We start from the raw sequence: 23,662 nt of genomic DNA on the forward strand, positions 1-23,662 counted from the left end.
CCATTTACCACTGGTAGGTGGCGCTGGCGACGACGCTGCGTTGGTCGCCGAAGTAGCAGTAGTTGCCATCACAGGTGGACAGGTAATCCTTGTTGAACAGGTTGGTGGCGTTCACCTTCACCGACGCGCCCTTCAGGTTGTTGTCGAGGCGGCCGAGGTCGTAGTGCACCGCGCCGTCGAACACGGTGTAGGCGTTGGCCTTGCCCAGCCAGGTATTGGCCTGGTCGCCGTAGGTGTTGCCGGTATAGCGGGCGCCGAAGCCGATGCCAAAGCCGTCGAGGATGCCGGTGTGCCAGGTGTAGTCGGTCCACAGCGAGGCTTGCTGGTTGGGCATCAATTGCAGACGGTTGCCTTGGTTGATGCCTTTTTGCACCTCGGACTTGGCCAAGGTGTACGCGGCGATGACCTTGAGGTTCTCGGTCACATCGGAGACCGCTTCCAGTTCCAGGCCTTTGACTTTCACTTCGCCAGTCTGGCTGTTGATTTGCTGGCCCCCTGGGCCGATGGTGGTCACCTGCACGTTCTTCTGGGTCAGGTCATAGACGGCCGCGCTCAACAGCGTATTGCTGCCGGGCGGCTGGTACTTGACCCCCAGTTCCCATTGTTTGCCTTCGGTCGGTTTAAACGTGGTGAGCGCATTGGTATCGGCGTTGCTCGCCGGTTGGAACGACTCGGCGTAGGACAAGTAAGGCACGAAGCCCGAGTCGAACACATAGCTAAGTGCCGCGTTGCCACTGAAGTGTTTGATGCGGTCAGTGTTGGTCGCATCGCTGTCATTGAAGTAGGTAGTGCCCTGATGCACCCAGTCTTCACGACCGCCCAGCGTCAGACGCCACTGGTCCAGGGCCATCTGATCCTGAACGTAGAGGCCGGTTTGCACGGTTGTCTGGTTGTAGTCGTAAAACGGCCGGACATCGGTGGGGCGCAGGGTTGGCTGGGTATTGATCGGGTTGAAAATATTGGTCCCTGACGCAGTGCCGAATATCGCCCGATAGGACGTGTCGGTGCGCTGGTGATCCAGGCCCAGCAGCAGGGTGTGCAGGATGTCACCGGTCGCGAAGTCAGCCTGGAAATGGTTGTCCACCGCGAACTGGCTGATGTCCTCGTCAACGTTGGTGGTGGAGCGGGTGATATTGCCCGCCGCGTCCGCCGGTGAGAACGCGTAGGAACCCACGGTCAACTGCTGGAACGACAGGTCCGATTTGGTGTAGCGCAGGTTCTGCTTGAACTGCCACGTATCGTTGAAGCGATGCTCAAAGGCATAGCCCAGCGCGTAGTAGGTGCGGTCGTAGTATTCGTAGTCCGGGTCGCCCAGGTTCTTGTGGTGTGACACCTCGCCCAGCGGCGACTTGATCTTGGTGCCCTGGATCGGCAGGAACTGGCTGGTGGTACCGGTATCGTCGCGCGTGAACTGCGACAGGAAAGTCAGCTGGGTATCCGGGTCGATATTCCAGGTCAGGCTCGGCGCAATGTTGTAGCGCTTGTTGTCGATGTGATCGACCTGGGTGCCCGCATCACGCACCACGCCGCTGAGGCCATAGAGAAACTGGCCTTCGTCATCGATCTTGCCGGTGCTGGCAAAGTTGATCTGGCGATAGTTGTCGCTGCCGTATTGCACCTGGATGGCACTGCTCTGCTCGGCGCTGGGACGGCGGCTGACCATGTCCAGCAGGCCTCCCGGCGGGGTCTGGCCGTACACCGATGACGCCGGGCCACGCAGCAGGGCGAGGCGGTCGAGGTTCCAGGTTTCGGCTTTCGGGTTGGCGTACACGCCACGAGGCAGTGGCAGGCCGTCGAGGAATTGGGTGGGTTCGAAGCCGCGTACGCGCATCCAGTCATAACGGGTATCGCTGCCGTAGCTGGCGGAGACGATGCCGGGCATGTACTTCACCGCGTCATCCAGGTTTTGCACGTTGCGGTCCTGCATTTGTTCGCGGGTGGCGATGGAGATCGAGCGGGGTGCTTCGACCAGCGCGGTGTCGGTCTTGGTGCCGGCGGCGGTGCGCTTGGCCAGGTAACCGTCGACCGGGCCCCAGGCGCTTTCATAGCTGTCCTGGCCAGTGATGCTGGTGGTGGGTAGCGCCAGCGCACCCTCCGGAACCGCCACCAGGCTGAACGTCCCGGCGCTGCTCTGCTCCAGTTGCAAGCCTGTGCCGTGCAGGGCCTCACGCAGCGCGCCCGGTGCATCAAACTGGCCCTGGACCGGTGCCGAGGTCTTGCCCGACGCCAGCGCCGGGTTGAGGGTCAGTGCCAGGCCGGCCTGGCTGGCGATCTGGTTCAGCGTGGTCGCCAGGGGCGCCGCCGGCAGGTTGTAGGCGCGCACGCTTGAGGCTTGTTCGGCGGCGAACAGCACGGTGCTGGCCAGCGGGGCGCTGAGGGCAATGGCCACGGCTAACAGGCTGGGGCGCAACAAGGTGTCTAGCGTGCGGGACATGGACGGCTCCTGAGTGAAAATATTTCTCAATTGCCTAGGTGCCGAACGAGAAGCGAAAAGTGATAGGGCAGGGTGAAATTTTTTTTGTGGTGTGTTTGAGGGGCTCATCGGGGGCAAGCCCCTCCCACACACATCAAAATGTGGGAGGGGGCTTGCCCCCGATAGCGATAGCCCAGGCGCCGGAAAACCTAAGGCTTACCTTTGACCACCACCCACCACGGTGTGTGTTGCTCGATGCGCACCGGCAGGGTGGGCAGCAGGGCGTTGAGCGCCAGGGTGGTGTCGTGCAGCGGGAAGCTGCCGGTGATGCGCAGGTCGGCCACGTTTTTATCCACAGCCAAATAACCGCTGCGGTAGCGGCTGAGCTCCTCGACCACATCCTCCAGACGGGCGTTGTCGACCACCAGCATGCCGCGGGTCCAGGCGTCTGTGGCGGGGGTGACGGCAAGCGCAGGGCCAAGGCCATCGCTGCGCATCAGCACTTGCTGGCCTTCCTTGAACACCTGTTCCTGGTGCAAGGCCTGTGGTTGCGCCGCCACCGCCGATTGCAGGACGCTCAAGCGCGTGGCGTCGTCTTCGCGCTTGACGATAAACCGTGTGCCCAGCGCCCGCAGGCTACCGTCGCGGGTCTGCACGTAGAACGGGCGCGCATCGTTGTGGCCGGTCTCGACGAAGATTTCGCCTTCCTGCAACACAATCAGCCGGCGTTGCTCATCAAAACGCACGTCGATGGCGCTATGGGTATTGAGGTTGATCCGGGTGCCATCGGCCAGTTTCAGCGTGCGCTGCTCGCCGGTGGCGGTGCGCTGGTCGGCCAGCCAATAGTGGATCGGTACGTAGCGTTCGCCGGCGAACAACGCCAAGCCGCACACCAGCGCGATACTGGCAAGGCCGGTGCCCAACTTGCGCACACGCTGGCGGATGCCCTCACGCGACTGCAACAACGCCGCCCGCGCCGGGCCCGAGGCCACGCGAAAGCGCTGGTCGAGCATGCCCAACTGGCGCCAGGCACGGGCGTGCTCTTCATTGCTGGCCAGCCATTTGCCGAACTCTTCGCGCTCCACGGCGCTGCCGTCGCCTGAATCCAGAGACAGCTGCCAGGCAATCGCCGCGTCCAGCACCCGGGCCGAGACCGGCTTGGAACCGCTGATGCTCACGACGGCTCGCCATACAGCGCGATGTAGCACTGGCGAATGCCCTGGGCCAGGTACTGGCGCACACGCGGCACCGATACCCCCAGGCGCTGGGCGATTTGCGCGTGGCCCAGGCCGTCGAGGCGGTTATAGAGGAAGGCGGCGCGGGCCTTGCTGGACAGTTTGCCGAGCAGGCGGTCGATGGCCTTGAGGTCTTCGAGGATCAGTTGTTGTTCTTCGGGCGAGGGGTGTTCGCTGGGCGGGATCAACATCAATTCGCTGAGGTAGGCCTGCTCCAGGGCTGCGCGACGGAAGTAGTCGAACAACAAGCCTTTGGCGATCGCCACCAGAAATGCGCGGGGCTCGCGCGGGGCGCGCAACTCGTCACGGCCGAGCAGGCGCATGAACGTGTCCTGGCTCAGGTCTTCGGCGCGGCTGGGGCAGGCCACATTGCGTCGCAGCCAGGCCAGCAGCCAGCCACGATGGTCGCGGTACAACGCGCCAACAAGCTCACTGTGTGGGTTCTGGACCGACGACAAGGCATCACCGAATAAACAAGAGGTTTAAACTAACGAGAATTATTCGCGATTGTGTCAGAGGCGTGGGAAGGGCGCAATTGGCGTCTGTCGGGAGATGAGATTAAAACGATGGCGCTTGTTTACGCCGTTTCCATTGGCTCAAACGCGTGTGCAGCGCGTGGGGGGTGTCGATGTGGTGCCGGCGCGCGCGACTGAACAGGATGAGCATCAGCTCGGCTGTGGCCAGGGCATCGGCGCTGGCGTGATGGCGTTCGCCCACCTGCAGGTTGAAATGCTTGATCCAGTCGTCCAACCCGGCTTCGCGGATGTGCGCCTCGGGGCACACCAGCGGGGCGATGTCGGCCACATCGAGGAACGGATGAGCCAGGCGATAACCCAGGCTGTCCTTGAGTGCGCGGCCGAGCATGTGCTGATCGAACGGCGCATGGAACGCCAGCAGCGGGCTGTCGCCGACAAATTCCATGAAGTCCAGCAAGGCTTCGACCGGATCGCTGCCGGCGGCGATGGCGCTGGGGCCCAGGCCGTGGATCAGCACACTGGGGCTGAGTTTGGTGTCGGTGCGCTGCAAGGTGCGTTCGAACAACTGGGAAAAATCCACCGCGCCGTCTTCGATCACCACCGCGCCGATGGACAGCACCTGGTCGCGGTTGAGGTTCAGGCCGCTGGTTTCCAGGTCCACCACCACCCAGCGTTGGGTGCGCAACGCACTGTCGCCCAAGGCGATGGGCTTGGGCAGTTGCTCCAGGCGCCGCTGTTGCGCCGCATCCAGCCTGGGTTTGGCCGTGCGCAACCAACTGAACAGGCTCACAGTTGGTACCGCAAGGTCAGGCTGCTTTGCAGGCGTTGGGCCTGGCGCAGGGATTCACGCAGGATGCGCCGGTCCAGATGGTTAAGGCTGTCGGGGTCGACGCGGTTGGAATACGGCTGGTTCTCGCGGGTTTGCAGTTGGTGCTGTTGCATGCGGGTTTGCTGGATAAAGTGGTACGCCTCTTCATAGGCGGCGCCGTCCAGCGGTTCGATGACTTCCTTGATCACCAACTGGCGCAGGCGCTCCAGGGTGTTGTTGGCACGGATGCCATTGGCCAGGGCCAGCAGGCGCGCGCCGTCGACAAACGGTGTGAGGCCTTGCACCTTGAGGTCCAGCGTGGCCTTTTCGCTGCCTTTGCGCGTCAGCACAAATTCACGGAAGCGGCCCACCGGCGGGCGCTGGCGCAAGGCGTTCTCGGCGAGCATGCGCTGGAACAGCCGGTTGTCCGCCACCTGGTCCAGGATGCCTTGGCGCAACTGCTCGCAGCCGTGTTCGTCGCCCCACACCACGCGCAGGTCGAAATAGATGCTTGAACCCAGCAGGTTCTCCGGCGTCGCTTCGCGAATAAACGCCGCAAAGCGTCGCGCCCATTCGGCCCGCGACAAGCACAACTCGGGGTTGCCGGCCATGATATTGCCCTTGCACAGGCTGAACCCGCACAGTGCCAGGCTCTGGTTGATCTGCTGCGCCAGGGGCAGCAGGCGCCCGCGGATCTCGGCGGCTTCCACCGCATCCTTGGCTTCGAACAGAATGCCGTTGTCCTGGTCGGTGTACAGCGTCTGCTCACGACGGCCTTCGCTGCCGAAACACAACCAACTGAACGGCACGCCAGGGTCGCCTTTTTCGGCAAGGCTCAGCTCGATCACCCGGCACACGGTGTGATCGTTGAGCAGCGTAATGATGTGGGTGATCTGGGTGGACGACGCGCCATGGGTCAGCATGCGTTCCACCAATTGGCCGATCTCGCCGCGCAGCGCCACCAGGTGCTCTACCCGTGGCGCATTGCGGATGGTGCGGGCCAGGTGCACCAGGTCGACGCGCTGCAGGGAAAACAGGTCGCGTTCGGACACCACGCCACACAAGCGCTGGTCCTTGACCAGACACACATGGGCGATATGCCGCTCGGTCATGGCGATGGCGGCGTCGAACGCGCTGTGATCCGGCGTCAGGAAGAACGGCGCCTGGGTCATGTGCGCGGCGATCGGCTGGCTGAAATCGCCGGTGCCATCGGCCACCACTTGGCGAAGGTCGCGCAAGGTGAAAATGCCCAGTGGCGCCTTGTGTTCGTCGACGATCACGATGCTGCCCACTTGCTGCTCGTGCATCAGCGTCACCGCTTCGCGCAGCGGTGTGTCCGGGTTGCACGTGACCGGGTGGCGCATGGCCAATTCGCCCAGGCGGGTGTTCAAGGAGTATTGCGTGCCGAGGGTTTCCACGGCCTTTTGCTGCACCTGCTGGTTGACCTGGTCCAGCAGGCTGCTGACGCCGCGCAGGGCAAAGTCGCGAAACGGGCTGGAGAGGGCAAACAGCTTGATAAAGGCCGGTTTGTTCAGTTGCAGGCAGAAGGTGTCTTCGGCGGCCTTGTGCTCGGTGCGCGTGGCGCGTTCACCCAGGAGCGCGGCGAGGGGGAAACATTCGCCGGTGGTGATTTCGAAGGTGGTGTGCTCCGAGTCCGGTCGCTCGCCCACCACACGACCTTGCTTGACGATATAAAAGTGCTCCACCGGTCCCCCGGACGGCTTGAGAATGCTCTCGCCGGGGCCGAAAAAGCGTAACTGGCACTGCTCGACCAGAAACGCCAGGTGCGCGTTTTCCATCTGGTTGAACGGGGGGAAGCGTTGCAGGAATTGCAGGGTGCCGTGGATGTTCTGCAACACGGCGGTTTTACCCGCCTGCGTGAAAGCATCAGCTTTACTCATAACAGTGACCGCAGTTTTTTTGTCGTTATCGTCCTGCATGGTCGACTCCTGCGCGGCGGGTGCCCATTGGACGTAAGTCTAGGTCGCTGCAAACGGCGTGAAGCTAGGGAAAAACCTTACATGAATATCGTCCAAACCCCGTGGAACACCTACTAGGCAAAGTTTCCGACGAAAGGCACATTGATCGTCCTTCAGCAGATGTCTGACGAGTGTGCTGTGAGAGTGATGAGAGCTGCTGAGAACCGTATGTCCGACCACGATATTTTGAGTGATGCCGAGCGCGAGGCGCTGAGCGCCGTGATGCTGGAGCCTGATTTGCCGCCACAACGTGTGCTGATCGTTGACGACGATAAAGACGCGCGCGAACTGCTGGCTGAAATCCTGGGCCTCGATGGCATTCGCTGCATGACCGCCGACAGTGGCGAGAGGGCGTGGGACTTGCTGAAGTCCAGCAGCTCGATCGGTTTGCTGATCACCGACCTGCGCATGGCGCCGAGCAATGGCCTGGAGTTGATTCGCCAGGTGCGCGAATCCACCCGCGCGGCGTTGCCGATCATCATCATATCGGGGGATGCGGAAGCGCCAGACGTGATTGATGCGATGCATTTGAGTGTGGTGGACTTTTTGCTCAAGCCGATTGATAGCGTGAAGTTGGCGAAGCTGGTCAAGCGGGAGTTGGGGATGGTGTCCTGATTCTGTGGTGACTGTAAGGGCCTCATCGGGGGCTTGCTCCCGATAGGGCCAGACCAGCCACCACAGCCCCCCAAAGAAAAAGCCCTGATCTCACGATCAGGGCTTTTTCATTTACAGGCCGTTTTTAGCCTTGAACTCCCGACGCCGGCGGTGCAATACCGGCTCGGTATAGCCATTGGGCTGTTTGGTCCCTTCAATCACCAACTCCACCGCTGCCTGGAACGCGATGTTGCTGTCGAAATCCGGCGCCAGTGGGCGGTACAACGCATCCCCGGCGTTTTGACGGTCTACCACCGGTGCCATGCGCTTGAGGCTTTCCATCACCTGGGCCTCGGTGACGATGCCGTGACGCAGCCAGTTGGCGATGTGCTGGCTGGAAATTCGCAGGGTGGCGCGGTCTTCCATCAGCCCTACGTCGTTGATGTCCGGCACTTTCGAGCAGCCGACGCCCTGGTCGATCCAGCGCACCACATAGCCGAGGATGCCCTGGGCGTTGTTGTCCAGCTCGTTGCGGATTTCTTCTTCGGACCAATCGGTGTTGCTGGCCAGGGGGATGGTCAGGATGTCATCCACCGAGGCGCGCTCGCGTTTGGCCAGCTCGGCCTGGCGCGCGAACACGTCGACCTTGTGATAGTGCAACGCATGCAGCGCGGCGGCCGTCGGAGACGGTACCCACGCCGTGTTGGCGCCGGCCAATGGGTGGGCGATTTTCTGTTCGAGCATCGCCGCCATCAGGTCGGGCATCGCCCACATGCCTTTACCGATCTGTGCGCGACCTTGCAGGCCGGTGCTCAAGCCGATATCGACGTTCCAGTTTTCGTAGGCGCCGATCCATTTTTCCGCCTTCATCGCGGCCTTGCGCACCATCGCGCCGGCTTCCATGGAGGTGTGGATTTCATCGCCGGTGCGGTCGAGGAAGCCGGTGTTGATAAACACCACGCGCTCACTGGCGGCCTTGATGCAGGCCTTGAGGTTGACCGTGGTGCGGCGTTCCTCGTCCATGATGCCGACTTTGAGCGTGTTACGCGGCAGGTTCAGCACCTCTTCGATGCGGCCGAACAGCTCGTTGGTGAACGCGGCTTCTTCGGGGCCGTGCATCTTCGGCTTGACGATGTACACCGACCCGGTGCGGCTGTTCTTGCGGCTGCTGTTGCCGTTGAGGCTGTGGATCGCCGCCAGGCTGGTGAGCAGGCCGTCGAGGATACCTTCGGGCACTTCGTGGCCGTCTTTGTCGAGGATCGCGTCGATGGTCATCAGGTGGCCCACGTTGCGCACGAACAACAGCGAGCGGCCGTGCAGGGTCACGTCCTGGCCGTCCACGCCGGTGTAGACGCGGTCGGGGTTCATGGTACGGGTGAACGTCTTGCCGCCCTTGGCCACCTCTTCAGCCAGGTCGCCTTTCATCAGGCCGAGCCAGTTGCGGTAGATCACCACTTTGTCGTCGGCGTCCACGGCGGCCACGGAATCTTCGCAGTCCATGATGGTGGTCAGCGCGGCTTCCATCAGCACGTCTTTGACGCCGGCGGCGTCGGTCTGGCCGACCGGGGTGCTGGCGTCGATCTGCAGTTCGAAGTGCAGGCCATTGTGTTTGAACAGGATCGCGATCGGCTCGGCCGCGGGGCCCTGGAAGCCGATCAACTGGGCGTCATCACGCAGGCCGCTGTTGCTGCCGCCCTTGAGGCTGACGATCAACTTGCCGTCGACGATCTTGTAGCCGGTGGAGTCGACGTGGCTGCCGGCGCTGAGCGGGGCGGCTTCGTCGAGGAAGGCGCGGGCGAAGGCGATGACTTTGTCGCCGCGCACTTTGTTATAGCCCTTGCCCTTCTCGGCGCCGTCGGCTTCGCTGATGGCGTCGGTGCCATACAGCGCGTCATACAGCGAGCCCCAACGCGCGTTGGAGGCGTTGAGGGCGAAGCGGGCATTCATCACCGGCACCACCAGTTGGGGGCCGGCCATGCGTGCGATTTCATCATCGACGTTTTGGGTCGAGGCGTGGAAATCCGCGGCTTCTGGCAGCAGGTATCCAATGTCTTGCAGGAAGGCTTTGTAGGCCACTGGGTCATGAGCCTGGCCGGCATGGGTCTGGTGCCAGGTATCGATCCGCGCCTGGAAATCGTCGCGTTTGGCGAGTAGGGCTTTGTTCTTCGGGGCCAGGTCGTGGATGACCTTGTCGGCACCGGCCCAGAACTGCTCGGCAGTGACGCCGGTACCGGGAATGGCTTCGTTGTTCACGAAGTCGAACAGGACTTTGGCGACCTGCAGGCCACCGACTTGAACGTGTTCAGTCATCTCTTGCCTCACTCTGCGGAGCTTATGCGCTGTTTCAGATTTTCATTATGTAGTGCTCGGTTGGGCATACTACATGATGACTTGCGGTTGTGAAAATTAGACTAAATACGTCGTTTAGCGACCCACTTTGGTCGTACGGTCACAGCGGAGAACCGGATGTTCTCAAAAAACTATTGGATTGTTCCAGATAAATATAAAAATGGTACACGATTTGTTTTCGAGGGCCGCCGGGTCCACCTTGTAGATTGAATTCCAGAGGGCTTCGCCATGGACCATCTTGTACTCACAATTATCGCCGCCGACAAACCCGGCCTGGTTGAACGCATCGCGCAGAACATCGCCGCCCACGGTGGCAATTGGCTGGAAAGCCGCATGGCCCATATGGCCGGGCAGTTTGCCGGGATCCTGCGGGTCAGCGTGCCTGCGCAGAACCGTCAGGCACTGGTGGGTGCGTTGGAAGACTTATCCACACACGGCATCCGTGTGCTGGTGGGTGAGGGCAGCACCGGGCAGGCCCTGGCGTCCAAACCGATTGTGATGACGCTGGTGGGCAATGACCGCGCGGGCATTGTGCGTGAGATCACCGCGCTATTGAGCAAGCAGGGCGTGAATCTGGAGCGCTTGAACACCGATGTGCGGCCGGCGCCGATGAGTGGTGACCCGCTGTTCAACGCCGAGGCGCTGCTGCAGGTGCCGTCGACGTTATCCCTGGATAAGTTGCAGGACTGCCTGGAAACCTTGGCCGATGACTTGATGGTAGAGCTGCGCAACGAGGAATAGTCCGCCCGCAAGGTTATGCATGGAAATCTTGCATGGGCCTGTGGATAACCTTGGGGTGGATGCCTGCAAGCCACGTTGGCTGTGGCTCGCAGAGGGTTGTGCATTATTTGATCAGCGCTTGCGTACCGTCAGCCAGGCATCCACGCTGTAGACCACCAGGCCGGCCCAGATAAAGGCAAAGGCGAGCAGCGTGCTTGGCGCCAGGTGCTCGCCGAACAGCAACACCGCTTCCAGCAACACCAGGGTGGGCGCCACGTACTGCAAAAAGCCCAGGGCCGTGTAGGGCAAATGCCGCGCGGCGGCGTTGAAGCACACCAGCGGGATCAGCGTCACGGGGCCGGCGGCCACCAGCCACCAGGCTTCGGAGGTGCTCCAAAATGCAAGCTGTGCGCTGTGGGCGCTTGGGTTGAACAGCAACCACGCAACGGCAATCGGCACCAGCATCCAGGTTTCCACGACCAGCCCCGGCAGCGCCTTGACCGGCGCCTGCTTGCGGATCAAACCGTAGAAACCAAAGGTCAGCGCCAATGCCAGCGACACCCACGGCAGGCTGCCGACCTGCCACACCTGTTGCGCCACGCCCACCGCGGCCAGCCCGACGGCTACCCATTGCAGGCGGCGCAGGCGTTCGCCGAGCAGCAACATGCCGAGCAGCACATTCACCAGCGGGTTGATGTAGTAACCCAGGCTCGCCTCCAGCATGCGCCCGGTATTGACCGACCACACATAGGTCAGCCAGTTGGCCGCAATCAGCGATCCGCTCAAGGCCAGGATTGCCAGGCGCCTGGGGTTGTCGCGCAGCTCGCGGAACCAGCCGGGGTGTTTCCATACCATCAGCAGCAAACCGCCGAACAACGCCGACCACAGCACGCGATGCACGATGATCTCGGCGGCGGGTACGCTGGCGATGGCTTTGAAGTAGAGCGGGAACAAGCCCCAGATAACGTAGGCGCTAAGGCCCAGGATGTAACCCTTGCGGGGGTTGGCGGCGTGCATTGCAGAGTCCTTGCTTAGGCAGCTAACAAGGCGCGATTGTAAGGATATTTGTCTATTGGTGGGATCTGCTTTGCTTTATGTGGGAGGGAGCAAGCCCCCTTCCACCTTAAAAAGCAGTCAGAAGAGCTTCAGCGGTTCTTCGTTAAGTGCCGAAAGCTGTTCGCGCAACGCCAGCACCTGATCCCCCCAATACCGCTCACTGCCGAACCACGGAAAGCTGTGCGGAAACGCCGGGTCGTCCCAACGCCGCGCCAGCCAGGCGCTGTAGTGCATCAGGCGCAACGCGCGCAGGGGTTCGATCAGCGCCAATTCACGCGGGTCGAAGTCATGGAATTCCTGGTAGCCGTCCATCAATTCCGACAACTGCCCCAGGCATTCCTGACGGTCGCCGGCGAGCATCATCCACAGGTCCTGGACCGCCGGGCCCATGCGGCAGTCATCCAGGTCGACGATATGGAACATCTCGTCACGGCACATCATGTTGCCGGGGTGGCAATCGCCGTGCATGCGGATGTTCTTGTGCGGCGTGGCCTTGTACACCTCTTCCACGCGCTTGAGCAGGTCACGGGCCACGGACTCGTAGGCTGGCAGCAGGCTTTTGGGAATGAAATTGCCTTCGAGCAGGGTGGTGAGGGAGTCGTGACCGAAGTTCTTCACCCCCAGCGCTTCGCGGTGTTCGAACGGGCGGGTGGAGCCCACGGCGTGCAGGCGACCGAGCAATTGCCCGAGGCGATACAACTGGTCGAGGTTGCCCGGTTCCGGCGCGCGGCCGCCACGGCGCGGGAACAGGGTAAAACGGAAACCCGCGTGTTCGAACAGGCTTGCGCCGTTGTGGATAAGGGGCGCCACCACCGGCACGTCGCATTCGGCCAGTTCAAAGGTAAAGCGGTGTTCTTCGAGGATCGCCTCGTTGGTCCAGCGCTGGGGGCGATAGAACTTGGCGATCAGCGGTTCTGAGCCTTCGATGCCCACCTGATACACGCGATTTTCGTAGCTATTAAGCGCCAGGATGCGGGCATCGCTGAGGAAACCGATGCTGTCGACAGCGTCGAGGACCAGGTCGGGAGTGAGTGTTTCAAACGGGTGGGCCATGCGAACTCCTGCGCGCAGCAGGGCGCCGCGTCCGGCCCGGTATGGTAACGCACCGGGCCAGAGATAGGTGGTGGCTGTGCGATTGCCATCGGGAGCAAGCCCCCTCCCACACTTTGATTTGTGAATACAGTTCAAATGTGGGAGGGGGCTTGCCCCCGATGAGGCCGTGTCAGGCGCCGACGACCCCGCCGTCATCCCGCCGAATCACCATCACCGACGAGCGCGGCTTGCCGTTCGGCAAATGTTCCGGCCAGGTCGAACCGCCGGTTTCACCGGGATGCTGGATCCCCACAAACAGGGTTTTCTGATCCGGCGAGAAGCTGATCCCCGTGACCTCACATGCCACCGGGCCCACCATGAAGCGGCGGATTTCGCCAGTGCCTGGGTCGGCGCAGAGCATCTGGTTATTGCCCATCCCCGCGAAGTCGCCGGCGTTGCTGTAGTCGCCATCGGTGAGGATCCACAAGCGCCCGGCCTTGTCGAAGCCCAGGCCATCGGGGCTGTTGAACATGTTTTGTGGGTTGATGTTGGACGAGCCGCCCTTGGGCTTGCCGGCATGTACCCCAGGGTTGCCAGCCACCACGAACAGGTCCCAACTGAAGTCAGCCGCGCCGTGGTCATCGGCATTGGCCTTCCAGCGCAGGATCTGGCCGTAGACGTTCTTTTCGCGTGGGTTGGGGCCGCCCACCGGCTGGCCGTCTTCGCCGCGCTTGGCGTTATTGGTCAGGGTGCAATAGACCTGGCCGTCGGTGGGGCTGACCACGATCCATTCCGGGCGGTCCATGCGCGTGGCTTTGACCACGCTGGCGGCCAGGCGCGCGTGGATCAACACTTCGGCCTGGCTGGCAAAGCCGCTGCTGGCGTCGATGCCGTTTTTGCCGTGGGTGAGTTCCACCCATTGGCCCTTGCCCTTGGGGTGGTCGACGTCGCCGTCGCCCGCGTCGAAGATCGCCACATACAAGGTGCCGTGGTCGAGCAGGTCCTTGTTGGCCTTGGGGTTCTTGTGGTTGATCTTGTCGCGGCTGACGAATTTGTAGATGAACTCACCGCGCTCATCGTCGCCCATGTACACCACGGCACGGCCGTCGCGGGTTTCGGCCAGCGCTGCGTTCTCATGTTTGAAGCGGCCCAGGGCGGTGCGTTTGGTCGGGGTGGATTGCGGGTCGAACGGGTCGATTTCCACCACCCAGCCGTGGCGGTTGAGTTCGTTGGGGTGCTTGGCCATGTCGAAGCGCGGGTCGTGCAGGTGCCAGTTGATCTCTTTGCTGGCGGCGACCACGCCGTAGCGTTTCTGCCCGGCATCGAATGCTTGCTGTGGGTTGCTGCTGCCGAAGCAGTCGGTGAAGTTCTCTTCACAGGTCAGGTACGTGCCCCATGGCGTTTTGCCGTTGGCGCAATTCTGGAAGGTGCCGAGGACTTTTTTGCCGGACTTGTCGGCGCTGGTTTTCAGCCATTCGTGGCCGGCGGCGGGACCGCTCAGGCGGATCGGCGAGTTGCCGTGGATGCGCCGGTTGTAGCGCGAGTCCTGGACGAACTGCCAGGTGTCGCCCTTGCGCCGTATTTCGATCACCGACACGCCTTCGCTGGCCTGGGCCTTGCGCACGTCTTCGGCCGACTGCGGCGCGCCACCGTGGGCATAGAGGTAGCGATAGTTGGTGTATTCGTTGTTGATCGCCATCAGCGCGCGGTTGTCGTCACCGGGGAAGGCGAACAGGCTCATGCCGTCGTTGTTGTCGCCGAACTGCTGTTCCTGGGCCTTGGCCGTGCCGTTGCCGGACGGGTCAAAGGCCGGGGCGCTCTTGTGCAGCGGCTGGCCCCAACTGATCAGCACCGAAGCGCTGTAGCCCGGCGGCAGGGTGATGGTGTCGCTGGTGGCGGCGGCGATGCTGGTGAAACCCAGCAGCGGGCTGGCGGAGGCCGCGTTTACGGCCAGGGCGCTGCGGCTGAGCAGGTTGCCGCCCAGGAACATCGCGGCACCGCAGAGTGCGCCGGCGCCGATAAAACGACGGCGGGTGAGGCCGACCATCTGTTCGAGGTCGGTGGCTTGGTTCTCTTCTAACAGGCTCATCACGGGCTCCTTGAGTGCTTTTTGCTAACACCTTAAGCAGCCGTCGTGACGAAATTGTTGCAATTTGAAGGCAGCGTGCAACTTACACGGGGGTGCCGAGCAAGACCTGGCTGGGGGCGAATTGCACCTGGACCGTCTGACCTTCGGTGGTGCCCAGTGCGTTCAGCGCGTCCGGCGGCGCCAGGGCGCATAAAACCAGGCCGTTGGGCAGGGTGATGCGCACTTCGCTGGGGCCGTCCTCGGCGGTGAGAATGGCGGCGACGATGCCGCTCATACAATTGTGTCCAAGTGTTGCGGCTGCCTGCGGTGCCAGCAGTTCCAGCCAACCGGCCTTGATCAAGGCGACGACTTCCACGCCCAACTCCAGCTCCAGCCGCTGCGTGCTGTCGTGGGTGATCTGCGCCTCGAGGGTCAGCCCGCCCGTCAGTTGCAGGCGCACCAAATCGTTGCGGCCTTGGCGTTGAATCGCAACGACCTGGCCATGCAGCTGGTTACGCGCGCTGGTGCGCAGCATCAGGCGGCCGAGCAGGTTGAAGTCACTGGCCGCTTCGTCCGAACCCAGCACTTGGGCCTGCACCGCTTGCAGGCGCTGATAGAGGCGCAGTACCCGTTCACCTTCGACCGTGAGCCTGGCGCCGCCGCCGCCCTTGCCGCCGACGCTGCGTTCGACCAGCGGTTTTTGCGCCAGGTTGTTCAACTCGTCGATGGCGTCCCAGGCGGCCTTGTAACTCAAGCCAGCGCTTTTGGCGGCGCGGGTAATGGAGCCCTGCTCGGCGATATGCGCAAGCAAGGCAATGCGCTGCGGGCGGCGGACGATATGTTGGCTGAGCAGGGTGGGTAGAGACATGGGCATACGCTGTGTGGGGATGAGCGGACGTTGCGGGCGCGGGGCGGCAGAGTCAAGTGTCTGGCTTTGGCGTGCGCGCCAGGCAGTACACGTCGACCTGTCGCGCGCCGGCATGGATCAACAACCGCGCCAGGCTGTGGGCAGTGGCGCCGGTGGTGAGTACGTCGTCCACCACGGCAAAATGGCGGCCTTGCACCTGGGCGCCGGCGGCCAGGGCAAAGGCGCCGAGCAGGTTGCGTTTGCGGGTCTTGGCGTCGAGGGCTTGTTGCGCGAGGGTTTCATGGGGGCGCAGCAGCAGGTGTTCATCGCAGGGGATATTCAGGTCGGCGCTGAGCCAGCGCGCCAACATCAGCGCCTGGTTATAGCCACGTTCGCGCAGGCGTTTGCGCGCCATGGGTACCGGCAGCAGGGCGTCCGGGCGTGTGAGGGCAGTGTTGTCGAAGCGGTGTTGCACGTGTTGCCCCAATAAACGGCCGAGCATATGCCCGAGCGGCCAGCGCGCCTGGTGTTTGAAGCGGCTTATCAGACGGTCGACGGGAAAGCTGTAGAGCCAGGGGGCGATCACCTGTTTAAACGCCGGCGGTTGCTGTTGGCACTGGCCGCAGACCAGGCCGTCCATCGATAAGGGCAGGGCGCAGACTTCGCAGTGTTCCATCAGCCAGGGCAGTTCGGTCTCGCAGGCGTTGCAGACCGAGTCGGCGGTTTCAGTGGGCTCATCGCAGATCAAACAGTTCTGTTTGTTTTTTGACCAGATGTAAACCTGGTATTTGCGCTTCAGTTGACAGTGCATGGATCTTCCTTAAATATGCCGAGCATCCGTGTCGCGCCTGTGGGTATTGCCCTTCCCGCAGCGCCTGTCAAAGCATAATCAAGGAATCGCCCATGAGCGCCAGCACCACTGCCACCCTGCGTCACGATTGGTCCCTGGCCGAAGTCAAAGCACTGTTTGTGCAACCGTTCAATGACCTGTTGTTCCAGGCGCAGACCGTGCACCGCGCGCATTTCGACGCCAACCGGGTGCAGGTGTCGACGCTGCTGTCGATCAAGACCGGCGCCTGCCCGGAAGATTGCAAATATTGTCCGCAGTCGGGCCACTACAACACCGGCCTGGAAAAAGAAAAACTGATGGAAGTGCAGAAGGTCCTCGAAGAGGCTGCCCGCGCCAAAGCCATCGGTTCTACGCGCTTCTGCATGGGCGCCGCCTGGAAGCACCCGTCGGCCAAAGACATGCCCTACGTGTTGCAGATGGTCAAAGGCGTGAAGGCCATGGGCCTGGAAACCTGCATGACCCTCGGCCGTCTCGACCAGGACCAGACCGAAGCCCTGGCCCAGGCCGGCCTCGACTACTACAACCACAACCTCGATACCTCGCCGGAATTTTACGGCAGCATCATCACCACCCGTACCTACAGCGAGCGCCTGCAAACCCTGGCCTATGTGCGTAATTCGGGGATGAAGATCTGCTCGGGCGGCATCCTCGGCATGGGCGAGTCCCTCGACGACCGCGCCAACCTGCTGATCCAGTTGGCCAATCTGCCGGAGCATCCGGAGTCGGTGCCGATCAACATGCTGGTGAAGGTGGCCGGTACGCCGTTGGAAAACGCCGAGGACATCGACCCGTTCGACTTTATCCGCATGCTGGCGGTGGCGCGCATCCTGATGCCGCAATCCCATGTGCGCCTGTCGGCCGGCCGTGAAGCGATGAATGAACAGATGCAGGCGCTGGCGTTTTTCGCCGGGGCGAACTCGATCTTCTATGGCGACAAACTGCTGACCACCGCCAACCCGCAAGCCGACAAAGACATGCAACTGTTCGCGCGCCTGGGCATCCTGCCGGAAGCCCGTGAAGAGCATGCCGACGAAGTGCACCAGGCGGCGATCGAACAGGCGTTGGTGGAGCACAAGAGCAGCGAGCAGTTTTACAACGCCGCTGTTTGACCCAAATGCAATTCAAATGTGGGAGGGAGCAAGCCCCCTCCCACATGTTCTACCGCGAACATCCTGCTGAATCGAGGCCTGCATGTCTTTCGATCTCGCCGCGCGCCTCGCTGCCCGCCGTGCCGAACATCTTTACCGTCAACGTCCTCTGCTCCAGAGCCCCCAAGGCCCGCAAGTGGTGGTAGACGGGCAGCCGCTGTTGGCGTTCTGCAACAACGACTACCTGGGGCTGGCCAATCACCCGCAAGTGATCGAAGCCTGGCGCGCCGGTGCATCTCGTTGGGGCGTGGGCGGTGGCGCTTCGCACCTGGTGGTCGGGCACGCCATGCCGCACCACGAACTCGAAGAAGCCCTGGCCGACCTGACCGGTCGCCCGCGTGCCTTGCTGTTTACCACCGGTTACATGGCCAACCTGGGCGCGGTCACCGCATTGGTGGGGCAGGGCGATACGGTACTCGAAGACCGCCTTAACCATGCCTCGCTGCTGGATGCCGGCTTGCTGTCGGGTGCGCGGTTCAATCGCTACCTGCATAACGACGCGGCCAGCCTGGCCAAGCGCCTGGAAAAAGCCACCGGCAATACCCTGGTGGTCACCGACGGTGTGTTCAGCATGGATGGCGACCTGGCCGACCTGCCCGCGCTGGCGCGCGAAACCAAGGCCAAGGGCGCCTGGTTGATGGTGGATGACGCCCATGGCTTCGGCCCGCTGGGGGCCAACGGTGGTGGGATCGTCGAGCACTTTGGCTTGAGCCAGGACGATGTACCGGTATTGGTCGGCACGCTTGGCAAGGCATTCGGCACCGCCGGTGCGTTTGTGGCGGGCAGTGAAGAGCTGATCGAAAGCCTGATCCAGTTCGCCCGGCCGTACATCTACACCACCAGCCAACCGCCGGCGCTGGCCTGCGCCACACTCAAAAGCCTGGAGCTGCTGCGCACCGAGCATTGGCGGCGTGAACACCTCAACGGCCTGATTCGCCAGTTCCGCCAAGGGGCCGAGCAGCTTGGCCTGAACTTGATGGACAGCTTCACCCCGATCCAACCGATCCTGGTCGGCGACAGCGCCAGAGCCGTGCGTTTATCGCAGAGGCTGCGCGAGCGCGGCCTGATGGTCACCGCGATCCGCCCACCCACCGTGCCCGCCGGCGGTGCGCGGTTGCGCGTGACGTTGACGGCGGCCCACAGTGAAGCGCAGGTGCAGCTATTGTTGAGCGCATTGCAAGCGTGTTTGCGCCTGGAGCCTGCCCATGCGTAATCGACTGGTATTGCTGCCCGGCTGGGGCCTTGGCGTATCGCCGCTGGAACCATTGGCCGCCGCCTTGCAGGGCCTGGATGAACACCTGCACGTGCAGATTGAGCCGTTGCCTGCGCTGGGCTCCTGCGACCTGGAAGAATGGCTCGATGAACTTGACGCGACCTTGCCGGACAACACCTGGCTGGGCGGCTGGTCCCTCGGCGGCATGCTGGCCGCCGAGTTGGCGGCACGGCGCGGCGAGCGTTGCTGTGGCCTGCTGACCCTGGCGAGCAACCCGTGTTTTGTTGCCCACGAGGGCTGGCCGGATGCGATGCCCGCCGAGACGTTCGATGCGTTCCTCAGCGGTTGCCACGCTGACTCGCAAGTCACTCTCAAACGCTTTGGACTGCTGTGTGCCAAAGGCGCCGCCGACCCTCGCGCGCTCTCGCGTTTGCTGGTCAGCGGCGCCCCGCATACGGCCCCCCATGTATTGATGCCGGGTTTAGAGTTACTCGCTCAATTGGACACGCGTGAGGCCTTGCTCGCCTATCGCGGCCCGCAGTTGCACCTGTTTGCCGCTATGGACGCGTTGGTGCCCGCGCAGGCGGCCAGTGCGCTCTTGGCATTGTTGCCCGATGTAGAAATCGGCCTGATTGAACAAGCCGGTCACGCTTTTCTTCTGGAGGACCCTCACGGTGTGGCGGAGGCCATCCAGGCTTTTTTGCATGAGTGTGTTGATGACTGATCTCTCCCAACCTTCACTGCCGGGCGCCTTGCCGGACAAGCTCCGGGTGGCGGCCTCGTTCTCCCGTGCGGCAGCCAGTTACGACAGCGTCGCTCAATTGCAGCGAGCGGTGGGGCACGGCCTGCTGTCGCGTTTGCCGTCGGCGGGGGCGCCACAACGTTGGCTGGATATGGGCTGCGGCACAGGTTACTTCAGCCGTGTGTTAGCTGAACGCATGCCCGCGAGCCAAGGCGTGGCGCTGGATATTGCCGAGGGCATGCTTGCTCATGCGCGGCCTTCAGGTGGCGCGCAGCACTTCATTGCCGGTGATGCGGAACGCTTGCCGCTGAAAGCTGACAGCTTCGGGCTGCTGTTCTCCAGCCTGGCGGTGCAATGGTGTGCGAACTTCGACGCAGTGCTGAGCGAGGCCTATCGGGTGCTGCAGCCGGGCGGCGTATTGGCGTTTGCCAGTTTATGCGTGGGCACGCTGGATGAACTGCGCGAAAGCTGGCGCGCCGCCGATGGCCTGGTGCACGTCAACCGTTTCCGTACCTTCGAGGCTTACCAGCAATTGTGCGCGGCCAGCGGTTTGCGCGTGGTCAGCCTGGAGCGCCAGCCCCATGTGCTGCATTACCCCGATGTGCGCAGCCTGACCCACGAATTGAAGGCCCTGGGCGCACACAATCTGAACCCAGGCCGCCCCGGTGGGTTGACGGGCCGCGCGCGAATTACCGCATTGGTTCAAGCGTATGAGCAGTTCCGCCAGGCCCAGGGCCTGCCGGCAACGTATCAAGTGGTGTATGCCGTACTGGAGAAACCTCTATGAGCCCCGCTTATTTCATCACCGGCACCGACACCGATGTGGGCAAGACCACCGTCGCCGCCGGCCTGTTGCACGCGGCGCGCCAAGCCGGCAGAAGCACGGCTGCGGGCAAACCGGTGGCGTCCGGCTGCGCGCTGACGCCCCACGGCCTGCGCAACGACGATGCCCTGGCGCTGCTGGCGCAGTGTTCATTGCCGCTCAGTTATGCCGAGGTCAACCCCGTGGCGTTCGAGCCTGCCATCGCACCGCATTTGGCGGCGCGCGAGGCAGGGGTTGCGCTGACGGTGCAGTCGTTGCTCAAACCCATGCAGCAGATTCTGGCGCGCCAGGCCGATTTCACCTTGATCGAAGGCGCCGGCGGCTGGCGCGTGCCGTTGGCTGATCAGGCCAACCTGTCAGACCTGGCCATGGTGCTCAAACTGCCGGTGATCCTGGTGGTGGGCGTGCGCCTGGGTTGTATCAGCCATGCCTTGCTCACCGCCGAGGCCATCGCGCGGGATGGTTTGCAGTTGGCGGGGTGGGTGGCCAATATCATTGATCCCAAGACCTCTCGTCTGGAAGAAAACCTCGCCACCCTGGCTGAGCGGTTGCCGGCGCCGTGCCTGGGGCGTGTGCCCAAGCTCAAGCACGCCGGGGCTGAAGCGGTGGCGCACCACCTGCACCTGGATCTGCTTGACTGATTTTGGCTATCGCTAAGGCACTGTGCCATTATTGTTTTTGACGGGCATTTGGCCACGATCTCTGCTTCAATCACCGCTCACGATTCTGTAAAGGCAGGCTTAGCCATGGAAATCTCTGGAAGCAGCGCGTTTTATTCGGGCCTGAATACCATTCAGTCCGGGCAGAACCGTGTGGACCAGGCCGCCGGCAAGATCGCCAGTGCCGCCACCAGTCAGCCTTCGGATGCCCAGAATGATCGCCTGCAGGCGGTCAATCGCGGCCAACCGACCAACTCCGCCAGCAATATGGTGGAACTGGCCGAAGGCAAGTTCCAGGTCGAGCTGGGCGTCAAGGTGGCCAAGGCTTCGGACGAAATGCTCGGTACATTGATCGACACTTACGCCTGATCTGCCGGCGTTTGAACCTGTGGGAGGGGGCTTGCTCCCGGTAGCGGTACATCAGTCAAAGAGATATCGACTGACACGACGCTATCGGGAGCAAGCCCCCTCCCACATTTGCCCTGTTTTATTCTGATCCCTTTCTATACATCTCTCTGATGTGGCATCCAGCCTCAGGCTTTGTTGCGCCTGGGTTGATGTGTGTCATGACAAACGGCATCTGAGCGACGCTTGACATCCCCAGGTCGTAAACGTATGTTTCAAACACCTGTTTGACCGCCACAATAAATTCCACGCGGTTGTTCATTCCAGCTACATCAGCAGAGGTTTATCGCTATGCCTGACTACAAGGCCCCCTTGCGTGATATTCGCTTCGTTCGTGACGAACTGCTCGGTTATGAAGCGCACTATCAGAGCCTGCCGGCTTGCCAGGACGCTACCCCGGACATGGTCGATGCCATCCTTGAGGAAGGCGCCAAGTTCTGTGAGCAAGTGCTGGCACCGTTGAACCGCGTGGGTGACATCGAAGGGTGCACCTGGAGTGAATCAGGCGTTAAGACCCCTACGGGCTTCAAAGAAGCCTACAAACAGTTCGTCGAAGGCGGCTGGCCGAGCCTGGCCCACGACGTGGAGCACGGTGGCCAAGGCCTGCCGGAATCCCTGGGCCTGGCCGTGAGCGAAATGGTCGGCGAAGCCAACTGGTCGTGGGGCATGTACCCAGGGCTGTCCCACGGTGCGATGAACACCATCTCCGAGCACGGCACTCCCGAGCAGCAAGAGGCTTACCTGACCAAACTGGTGTCGGGCGAATGGACCGGCACCATGTGCCTGACCGAGCCGCACTGCGGCACCGACCTGGGCATGTTGCGCACCAAGGCCGAACCTCAGGCCGATGGTTCCTACAAAGTCTCCGGTACCAAAATCTTCATTTCGGCCGGTGAACACGACATGGCCGACAACATCGTCCACATCGTACTGGCCCGCCTGCCGGATGCACCGGCCGGCACCAAAGGCATCTCGCTGTTTATCGTGCCCAAGTTCCTGCCTAACGCAGACGGTTCGATCGGCGCGCGTAACGCGGTGAGCTGCGGTTCCCTGGAGCACAAAATGGGGATCCACGGTAACGCCACCTGCGTGATGAACTTCGATGCGGCCACCGGTTACCTGATCGGCCCGGCGAACAAAGGCCTGAACTGCATGTTCACCTTTATGAACACCGCGCGCCTGGGCACTGCTTTGCAAGGCCTGGCTCACGCCGAGATCGGCTTCCAGGGCGGCCTGAAGTACGCTCGCGACCGCCTGCAAATGCGCTCCCTCACCGGCCCGAAAGCGCCGGAAAAAGCCGCTGACCCGATCATCGTTCACCCAGACGTGCGCCGCATGCTGCTGACCATGAAAGCCTTCGCCGAAGGCAACCGTGCGATGGTGTACTTCACCGCCAAGCAAGTGGACATCGTCAAGTACGGCACCGACGACGAAGCCAAGAAACAGGCCGATGGCTTGCTGGCATTCATGACCCCGATCGCCAAGGCGTTCATGACCGAAGTCGGTTTTGAATCGGCCAACCACGGCGTGCAGATCTACGGCGGCCACGGCTTTATCGCCGAGTGGGGCATGGAGCAGAACGTTCGCGACAGCCGCATCTCGATGCTGTACGAAGGCACCACCGGTATCCAGGCGCTGGACCTGCTCGGCCGTAAAGTGCTGATGACCCAGGGCGAAGCGCTCAAGGGCTTCACCAAAATCGTGCACAAGTTCTGCCAGGCCAACGAAGGCAACGAGGCTGTCAAAGAGTTCGTCGCACCGCTGGCGGCACTGAACAAAGAGTGGGGCGAGTTGACCATGAAGGTCGGCATGGCCGCGATGAAGGACCGTGAAGAAGTCGGTGCCGCTTCGGTGGATTACCTGATGTATTCCGGTTATGCCTGCCTGGCGTACTTCTGGGCCGACATGGCACGCCTGGCGGCCGAAAAACTGGCCGCCGGTACCAGCGAAGAGGCGTTCTACACCGCCAAGCTGCAGACCGCGCGGTTCTACTTCCAGCGTATCCTGCCGCGTACCCGTACCCACGTGGCCACCATGTTGTCGGGCGCCAACAACCTGATGGACATGAAAGAAGAAGACTTCGGCCTGGCTTACTAAGCGTCGGCAGGGTTTCTTCCACAGCGTAAAAGCCGCCGCTCTTTCGGGAGCGGCGGCTTTTTTATGGGCGTGCGCCCAACCCTCAAGGCGTCGGAATGAAAGGCGTCCCGTCGCAATAGACGTTTCCGGGTAAAACCCCCTGACTCGA

At 62.3% G+C, this 23,662-nt stretch carries 20 protein-coding genes; 9 read left to right on the plus strand and 11 right to left on the minus strand.

What is annotated here, in order from left to right:
- Positions 1-4: 4 nt before the first annotated feature.
- From AB4O23_RS06510 to AB4O23_RS06530, 5 genes are all read right to left on the minus strand, one after another.
- Positions 5-2,434: a TonB-dependent siderophore receptor gene (locus tag AB4O23_RS06510; RefSeq protein ID WP_135196583.1), complete on the minus strand. Its 2,430-nt coding sequence runs from the start codon at positions 2,432-2,434 to the stop codon at positions 5-7.
- A gap of 188 nt (positions 2,435-2,622) precedes the next feature.
- Positions 2,623-3,591, minus strand: coding sequence for a FecR family protein (locus AB4O23_RS06515; RefSeq protein WP_065879364.1), 969 nt, complete (start codon positions 3,589-3,591; stop codon positions 2,623-2,625).
- Positions 3,588-4,106 (minus strand): RNA polymerase sigma factor, encoded by a 519-nt coding sequence (locus tag AB4O23_RS06520; RefSeq protein ID WP_017530762.1) that lies wholly within the window; start codon positions 4,104-4,106, stop codon positions 3,588-3,590. Before AB4O23_RS06520 ends, AB4O23_RS06515 begins: the two co-directional genes overlap by 4 nt.
- Positions 4,107-4,206: 100 nt before the next feature.
- Positions 4,207-4,914 carry a 3'-5' exonuclease gene (locus AB4O23_RS06525; protein ID WP_116078222.1) on the minus strand — a complete coding sequence of 236 codons (708 nt, stop codon included), beginning with the start codon at positions 4,912-4,914 and terminating at the stop codon, positions 4,207-4,209.
- On the minus strand, positions 4,911-6,833 hold the full coding sequence (locus AB4O23_RS06530) for a putative nucleotidyltransferase substrate binding domain-containing protein (protein WP_460105785.1): 1,923 nt from the start codon (positions 6,831-6,833) through the stop codon (positions 4,911-4,913). Before AB4O23_RS06530 ends, AB4O23_RS06525 begins: the two co-directional genes overlap by 4 nt.
- Positions 6,834-7,079: 246 nt before the next feature.
- Here AB4O23_RS06530 and AB4O23_RS06535 point away from each other — a divergent pair, with 246 nt between their 5' ends.
- Positions 7,080-7,526, plus strand: a complete 447-nt coding sequence (locus AB4O23_RS06535; RefSeq protein WP_017530765.1) for a response regulator — start codon at positions 7,080-7,082, stop codon at positions 7,524-7,526.
- Between the two features lie 111 nt (positions 7,527-7,637).
- Here the strand turns inward: AB4O23_RS06535 and AB4O23_RS06540 are convergent, their stop codons facing one another.
- Positions 7,638-9,815, minus strand: coding sequence for a malate synthase G (locus AB4O23_RS06540; RefSeq protein WP_017530766.1), 2,178 nt, complete (start codon positions 9,813-9,815; stop codon positions 7,638-7,640).
- Positions 9,816-10,082: 267 nt separating this feature from the next.
- Here AB4O23_RS06540 and AB4O23_RS06545 point away from each other — a divergent pair, with 267 nt between their 5' ends.
- Positions 10,083-10,595: a glycine cleavage system transcriptional repressor gene (locus AB4O23_RS06545; protein WP_068935657.1), complete on the plus strand. Its 513-nt coding sequence runs from the start codon at positions 10,083-10,085 to the stop codon at positions 10,593-10,595.
- A 111-nt stretch (positions 10,596-10,706) separates the two neighbouring features.
- On the opposite strand, the gene rarD is transcribed toward AB4O23_RS06545, so the two are convergent.
- The 5 genes from rarD to AB4O23_RS06570 all read right to left on the minus strand — a co-directional run bounded on the left by rarD (position 10,707) and on the right by AB4O23_RS06570 (position 16,388).
- Positions 10,707-11,591 (minus strand): EamA family transporter RarD, encoded by an 885-nt coding sequence (gene rarD, locus AB4O23_RS06550; RefSeq protein WP_017530768.1) that lies wholly within the window; start codon positions 11,589-11,591, stop codon positions 10,707-10,709.
- Positions 11,592-11,708: 117 nt separating this feature from the next.
- A complete protein-coding gene (locus AB4O23_RS06555) occupies positions 11,709-12,683 on the minus strand; it encodes a serine/threonine protein kinase (RefSeq protein WP_017530769.1) in 975 nt (324 codons plus the stop codon).
- Positions 12,684-12,852: 169 nt separating this feature from the next.
- The gene (locus AB4O23_RS06560; RefSeq protein ID WP_065879366.1) at positions 12,853-14,751 is read right to left on the minus strand and encodes a PhoX family protein; all 1,899 of its coding nucleotides are present in this window, start codon (positions 14,749-14,751) and stop codon (positions 12,853-12,855) included.
- 82 nt (positions 14,752-14,833) lie between these two features.
- Positions 14,834-15,598, minus strand: a complete 765-nt coding sequence (locus AB4O23_RS06565; protein WP_065879367.1) for a TOBE domain-containing protein — start codon at positions 15,596-15,598, stop codon at positions 14,834-14,836.
- 52 nt (positions 15,599-15,650) lie between these two features.
- Complete coding sequence (locus AB4O23_RS06570; protein ID WP_460150420.1) at positions 15,651-16,388, minus strand: double zinc ribbon domain-containing protein; 738 nt, start codon at positions 16,386-16,388, stop codon at positions 15,651-15,653.
- Between the two features lie 92 nt (positions 16,389-16,480).
- Here AB4O23_RS06570 and bioB point away from each other — a divergent pair, with 92 nt between their 5' ends.
- The 7 genes from bioB to AB4O23_RS06605 all read left to right on the plus strand — a co-directional run bounded on the left by bioB (position 16,481) and on the right by AB4O23_RS06605 (position 23,514).
- The gene (bioB, locus tag AB4O23_RS06575; protein WP_065879369.1) at positions 16,481-17,536 is read left to right on the plus strand and encodes a biotin synthase BioB; all 1,056 of its coding nucleotides are present in this window, start codon (positions 16,481-16,483) and stop codon (positions 17,534-17,536) included.
- Positions 17,537-17,618: 82 nt separating this feature from the next.
- Entirely contained in the window at positions 17,619-18,788 is a 1,170-nt protein-coding gene (gene bioF / locus AB4O23_RS06580) for an 8-amino-7-oxononanoate synthase (RefSeq protein WP_017530774.1), read from the plus strand.
- Positions 18,781-19,512 carry an alpha/beta fold hydrolase gene (locus AB4O23_RS06585; protein WP_460062658.1) on the plus strand — a complete coding sequence of 244 codons (732 nt, stop codon included), beginning with the start codon at positions 18,781-18,783 and terminating at the stop codon, positions 19,510-19,512. Before bioF ends, AB4O23_RS06585 begins: the two co-directional genes overlap by 8 nt.
- Entirely contained in the window at positions 19,505-20,317 is an 813-nt protein-coding gene (gene bioC / locus AB4O23_RS06590) for a malonyl-ACP O-methyltransferase BioC (protein ID WP_460062660.1), read from the plus strand. The genes AB4O23_RS06585 and bioC overlap by 8 nt, the downstream gene beginning before the upstream one ends.
- Entirely contained in the window at positions 20,314-20,994 is a 681-nt protein-coding gene (bioD, locus tag AB4O23_RS06595; RefSeq protein WP_460062662.1) for a dethiobiotin synthase, read from the plus strand. The genes bioC and bioD overlap by 4 nt, the downstream gene beginning before the upstream one ends.
- A gap of 105 nt (positions 20,995-21,099) precedes the next feature.
- On the plus strand, positions 21,100-21,381 hold the full coding sequence (locus tag AB4O23_RS06600; protein WP_017530778.1) for a hypothetical protein: 282 nt from the start codon (positions 21,100-21,102) through the stop codon (positions 21,379-21,381).
- Between the two features lie 327 nt (positions 21,382-21,708).
- On the plus strand, positions 21,709-23,514 hold the full coding sequence (locus tag AB4O23_RS06605) for a phenylacyl-CoA dehydrogenase (protein ID WP_017530780.1): 1,806 nt from the start codon (positions 21,709-21,711) through the stop codon (positions 23,512-23,514).
- Positions 23,515-23,662: the final 148 nt, after the last annotated feature.

This window comes from Pseudomonas sp. H2_A10 (assembly GCF_054680085.1).

Bases quoted from the DNA above. Each gene is read 5' to 3' on its own strand.
- bioC (WP_460062660.1), top strand. From the start codon at position 19,505: ATGACTGATCTCTCCCAACCTTCACTGCCGGGCGCCTTGCCGGACAAG.
- rarD (WP_017530768.1), bottom strand. From the start codon at position 11,591: ATGCACGCCGCCAACCCCCGCAAGGGTTACATCCTGGGCCTTAGCGCC.
- AB4O23_RS06600 (WP_017530778.1), top strand. From the start codon at position 21,100: ATGGAAATCTCTGGAAGCAGCGCGTTTTATTCGGGCCTGAATACCATT.
- bioD (WP_460062662.1), top strand. From the start codon at position 20,314: ATGAGCCCCGCTTATTTCATCACCGGCACCGACACCGATGTGGGCAAG.
- AB4O23_RS06545 (WP_068935657.1), top strand. From the start codon at position 10,083: ATGGACCATCTTGTACTCACAATTATCGCCGCCGACAAACCCGGCCTG.
- AB4O23_RS06570 (WP_460150420.1), bottom strand. From the start codon at position 16,388: ATGCACTGTCAACTGAAGCGCAAATACCAGGTTTACATCTGGTCAAAA.
- AB4O23_RS06510 (WP_135196583.1), bottom strand. From the start codon at position 2,434: ATGTCCCGCACGCTAGACACCTTGTTGCGCCCCAGCCTGTTAGCCGTG.
- AB4O23_RS06605 (WP_017530780.1), top strand. From the start codon at position 21,709: ATGCCTGACTACAAGGCCCCCTTGCGTGATATTCGCTTCGTTCGTGAC.
- AB4O23_RS06540 (WP_017530766.1), bottom strand. From the start codon at position 9,815: ATGACTGAACACGTTCAAGTCGGTGGCCTGCAGGTCGCCAAAGTCCTG.
- AB4O23_RS06530 (WP_460105785.1), bottom strand. From the start codon at position 6,833: ATGAGTAAAGCTGATGCTTTCACGCAGGCGGGTAAAACCGCCGTGTTG.
- bioB (WP_065879369.1), top strand. From the start codon at position 16,481: ATGAGCGCCAGCACCACTGCCACCCTGCGTCACGATTGGTCCCTGGCC.
- AB4O23_RS06585 (WP_460062658.1), top strand. From the start codon at position 18,781: ATGCGTAATCGACTGGTATTGCTGCCCGGCTGGGGCCTTGGCGTATCG.
- bioF (WP_017530774.1), top strand. From the start codon at position 17,619: ATGTCTTTCGATCTCGCCGCGCGCCTCGCTGCCCGCCGTGCCGAACAT.
- AB4O23_RS06565 (WP_065879367.1), bottom strand. From the start codon at position 15,598: ATGTCTCTACCCACCCTGCTCAGCCAACATATCGTCCGCCGCCCGCAG.
- AB4O23_RS06535 (WP_017530765.1), top strand. From the start codon at position 7,080: ATGTCCGACCACGATATTTTGAGTGATGCCGAGCGCGAGGCGCTGAGC.
- AB4O23_RS06560 (WP_065879366.1), bottom strand. From the start codon at position 14,751: ATGAGCCTGTTAGAAGAGAACCAAGCCACCGACCTCGAACAGATGGTC.
- AB4O23_RS06555 (WP_017530769.1), bottom strand. From the start codon at position 12,683: ATGGCCCACCCGTTTGAAACACTCACTCCCGACCTGGTCCTCGACGCT.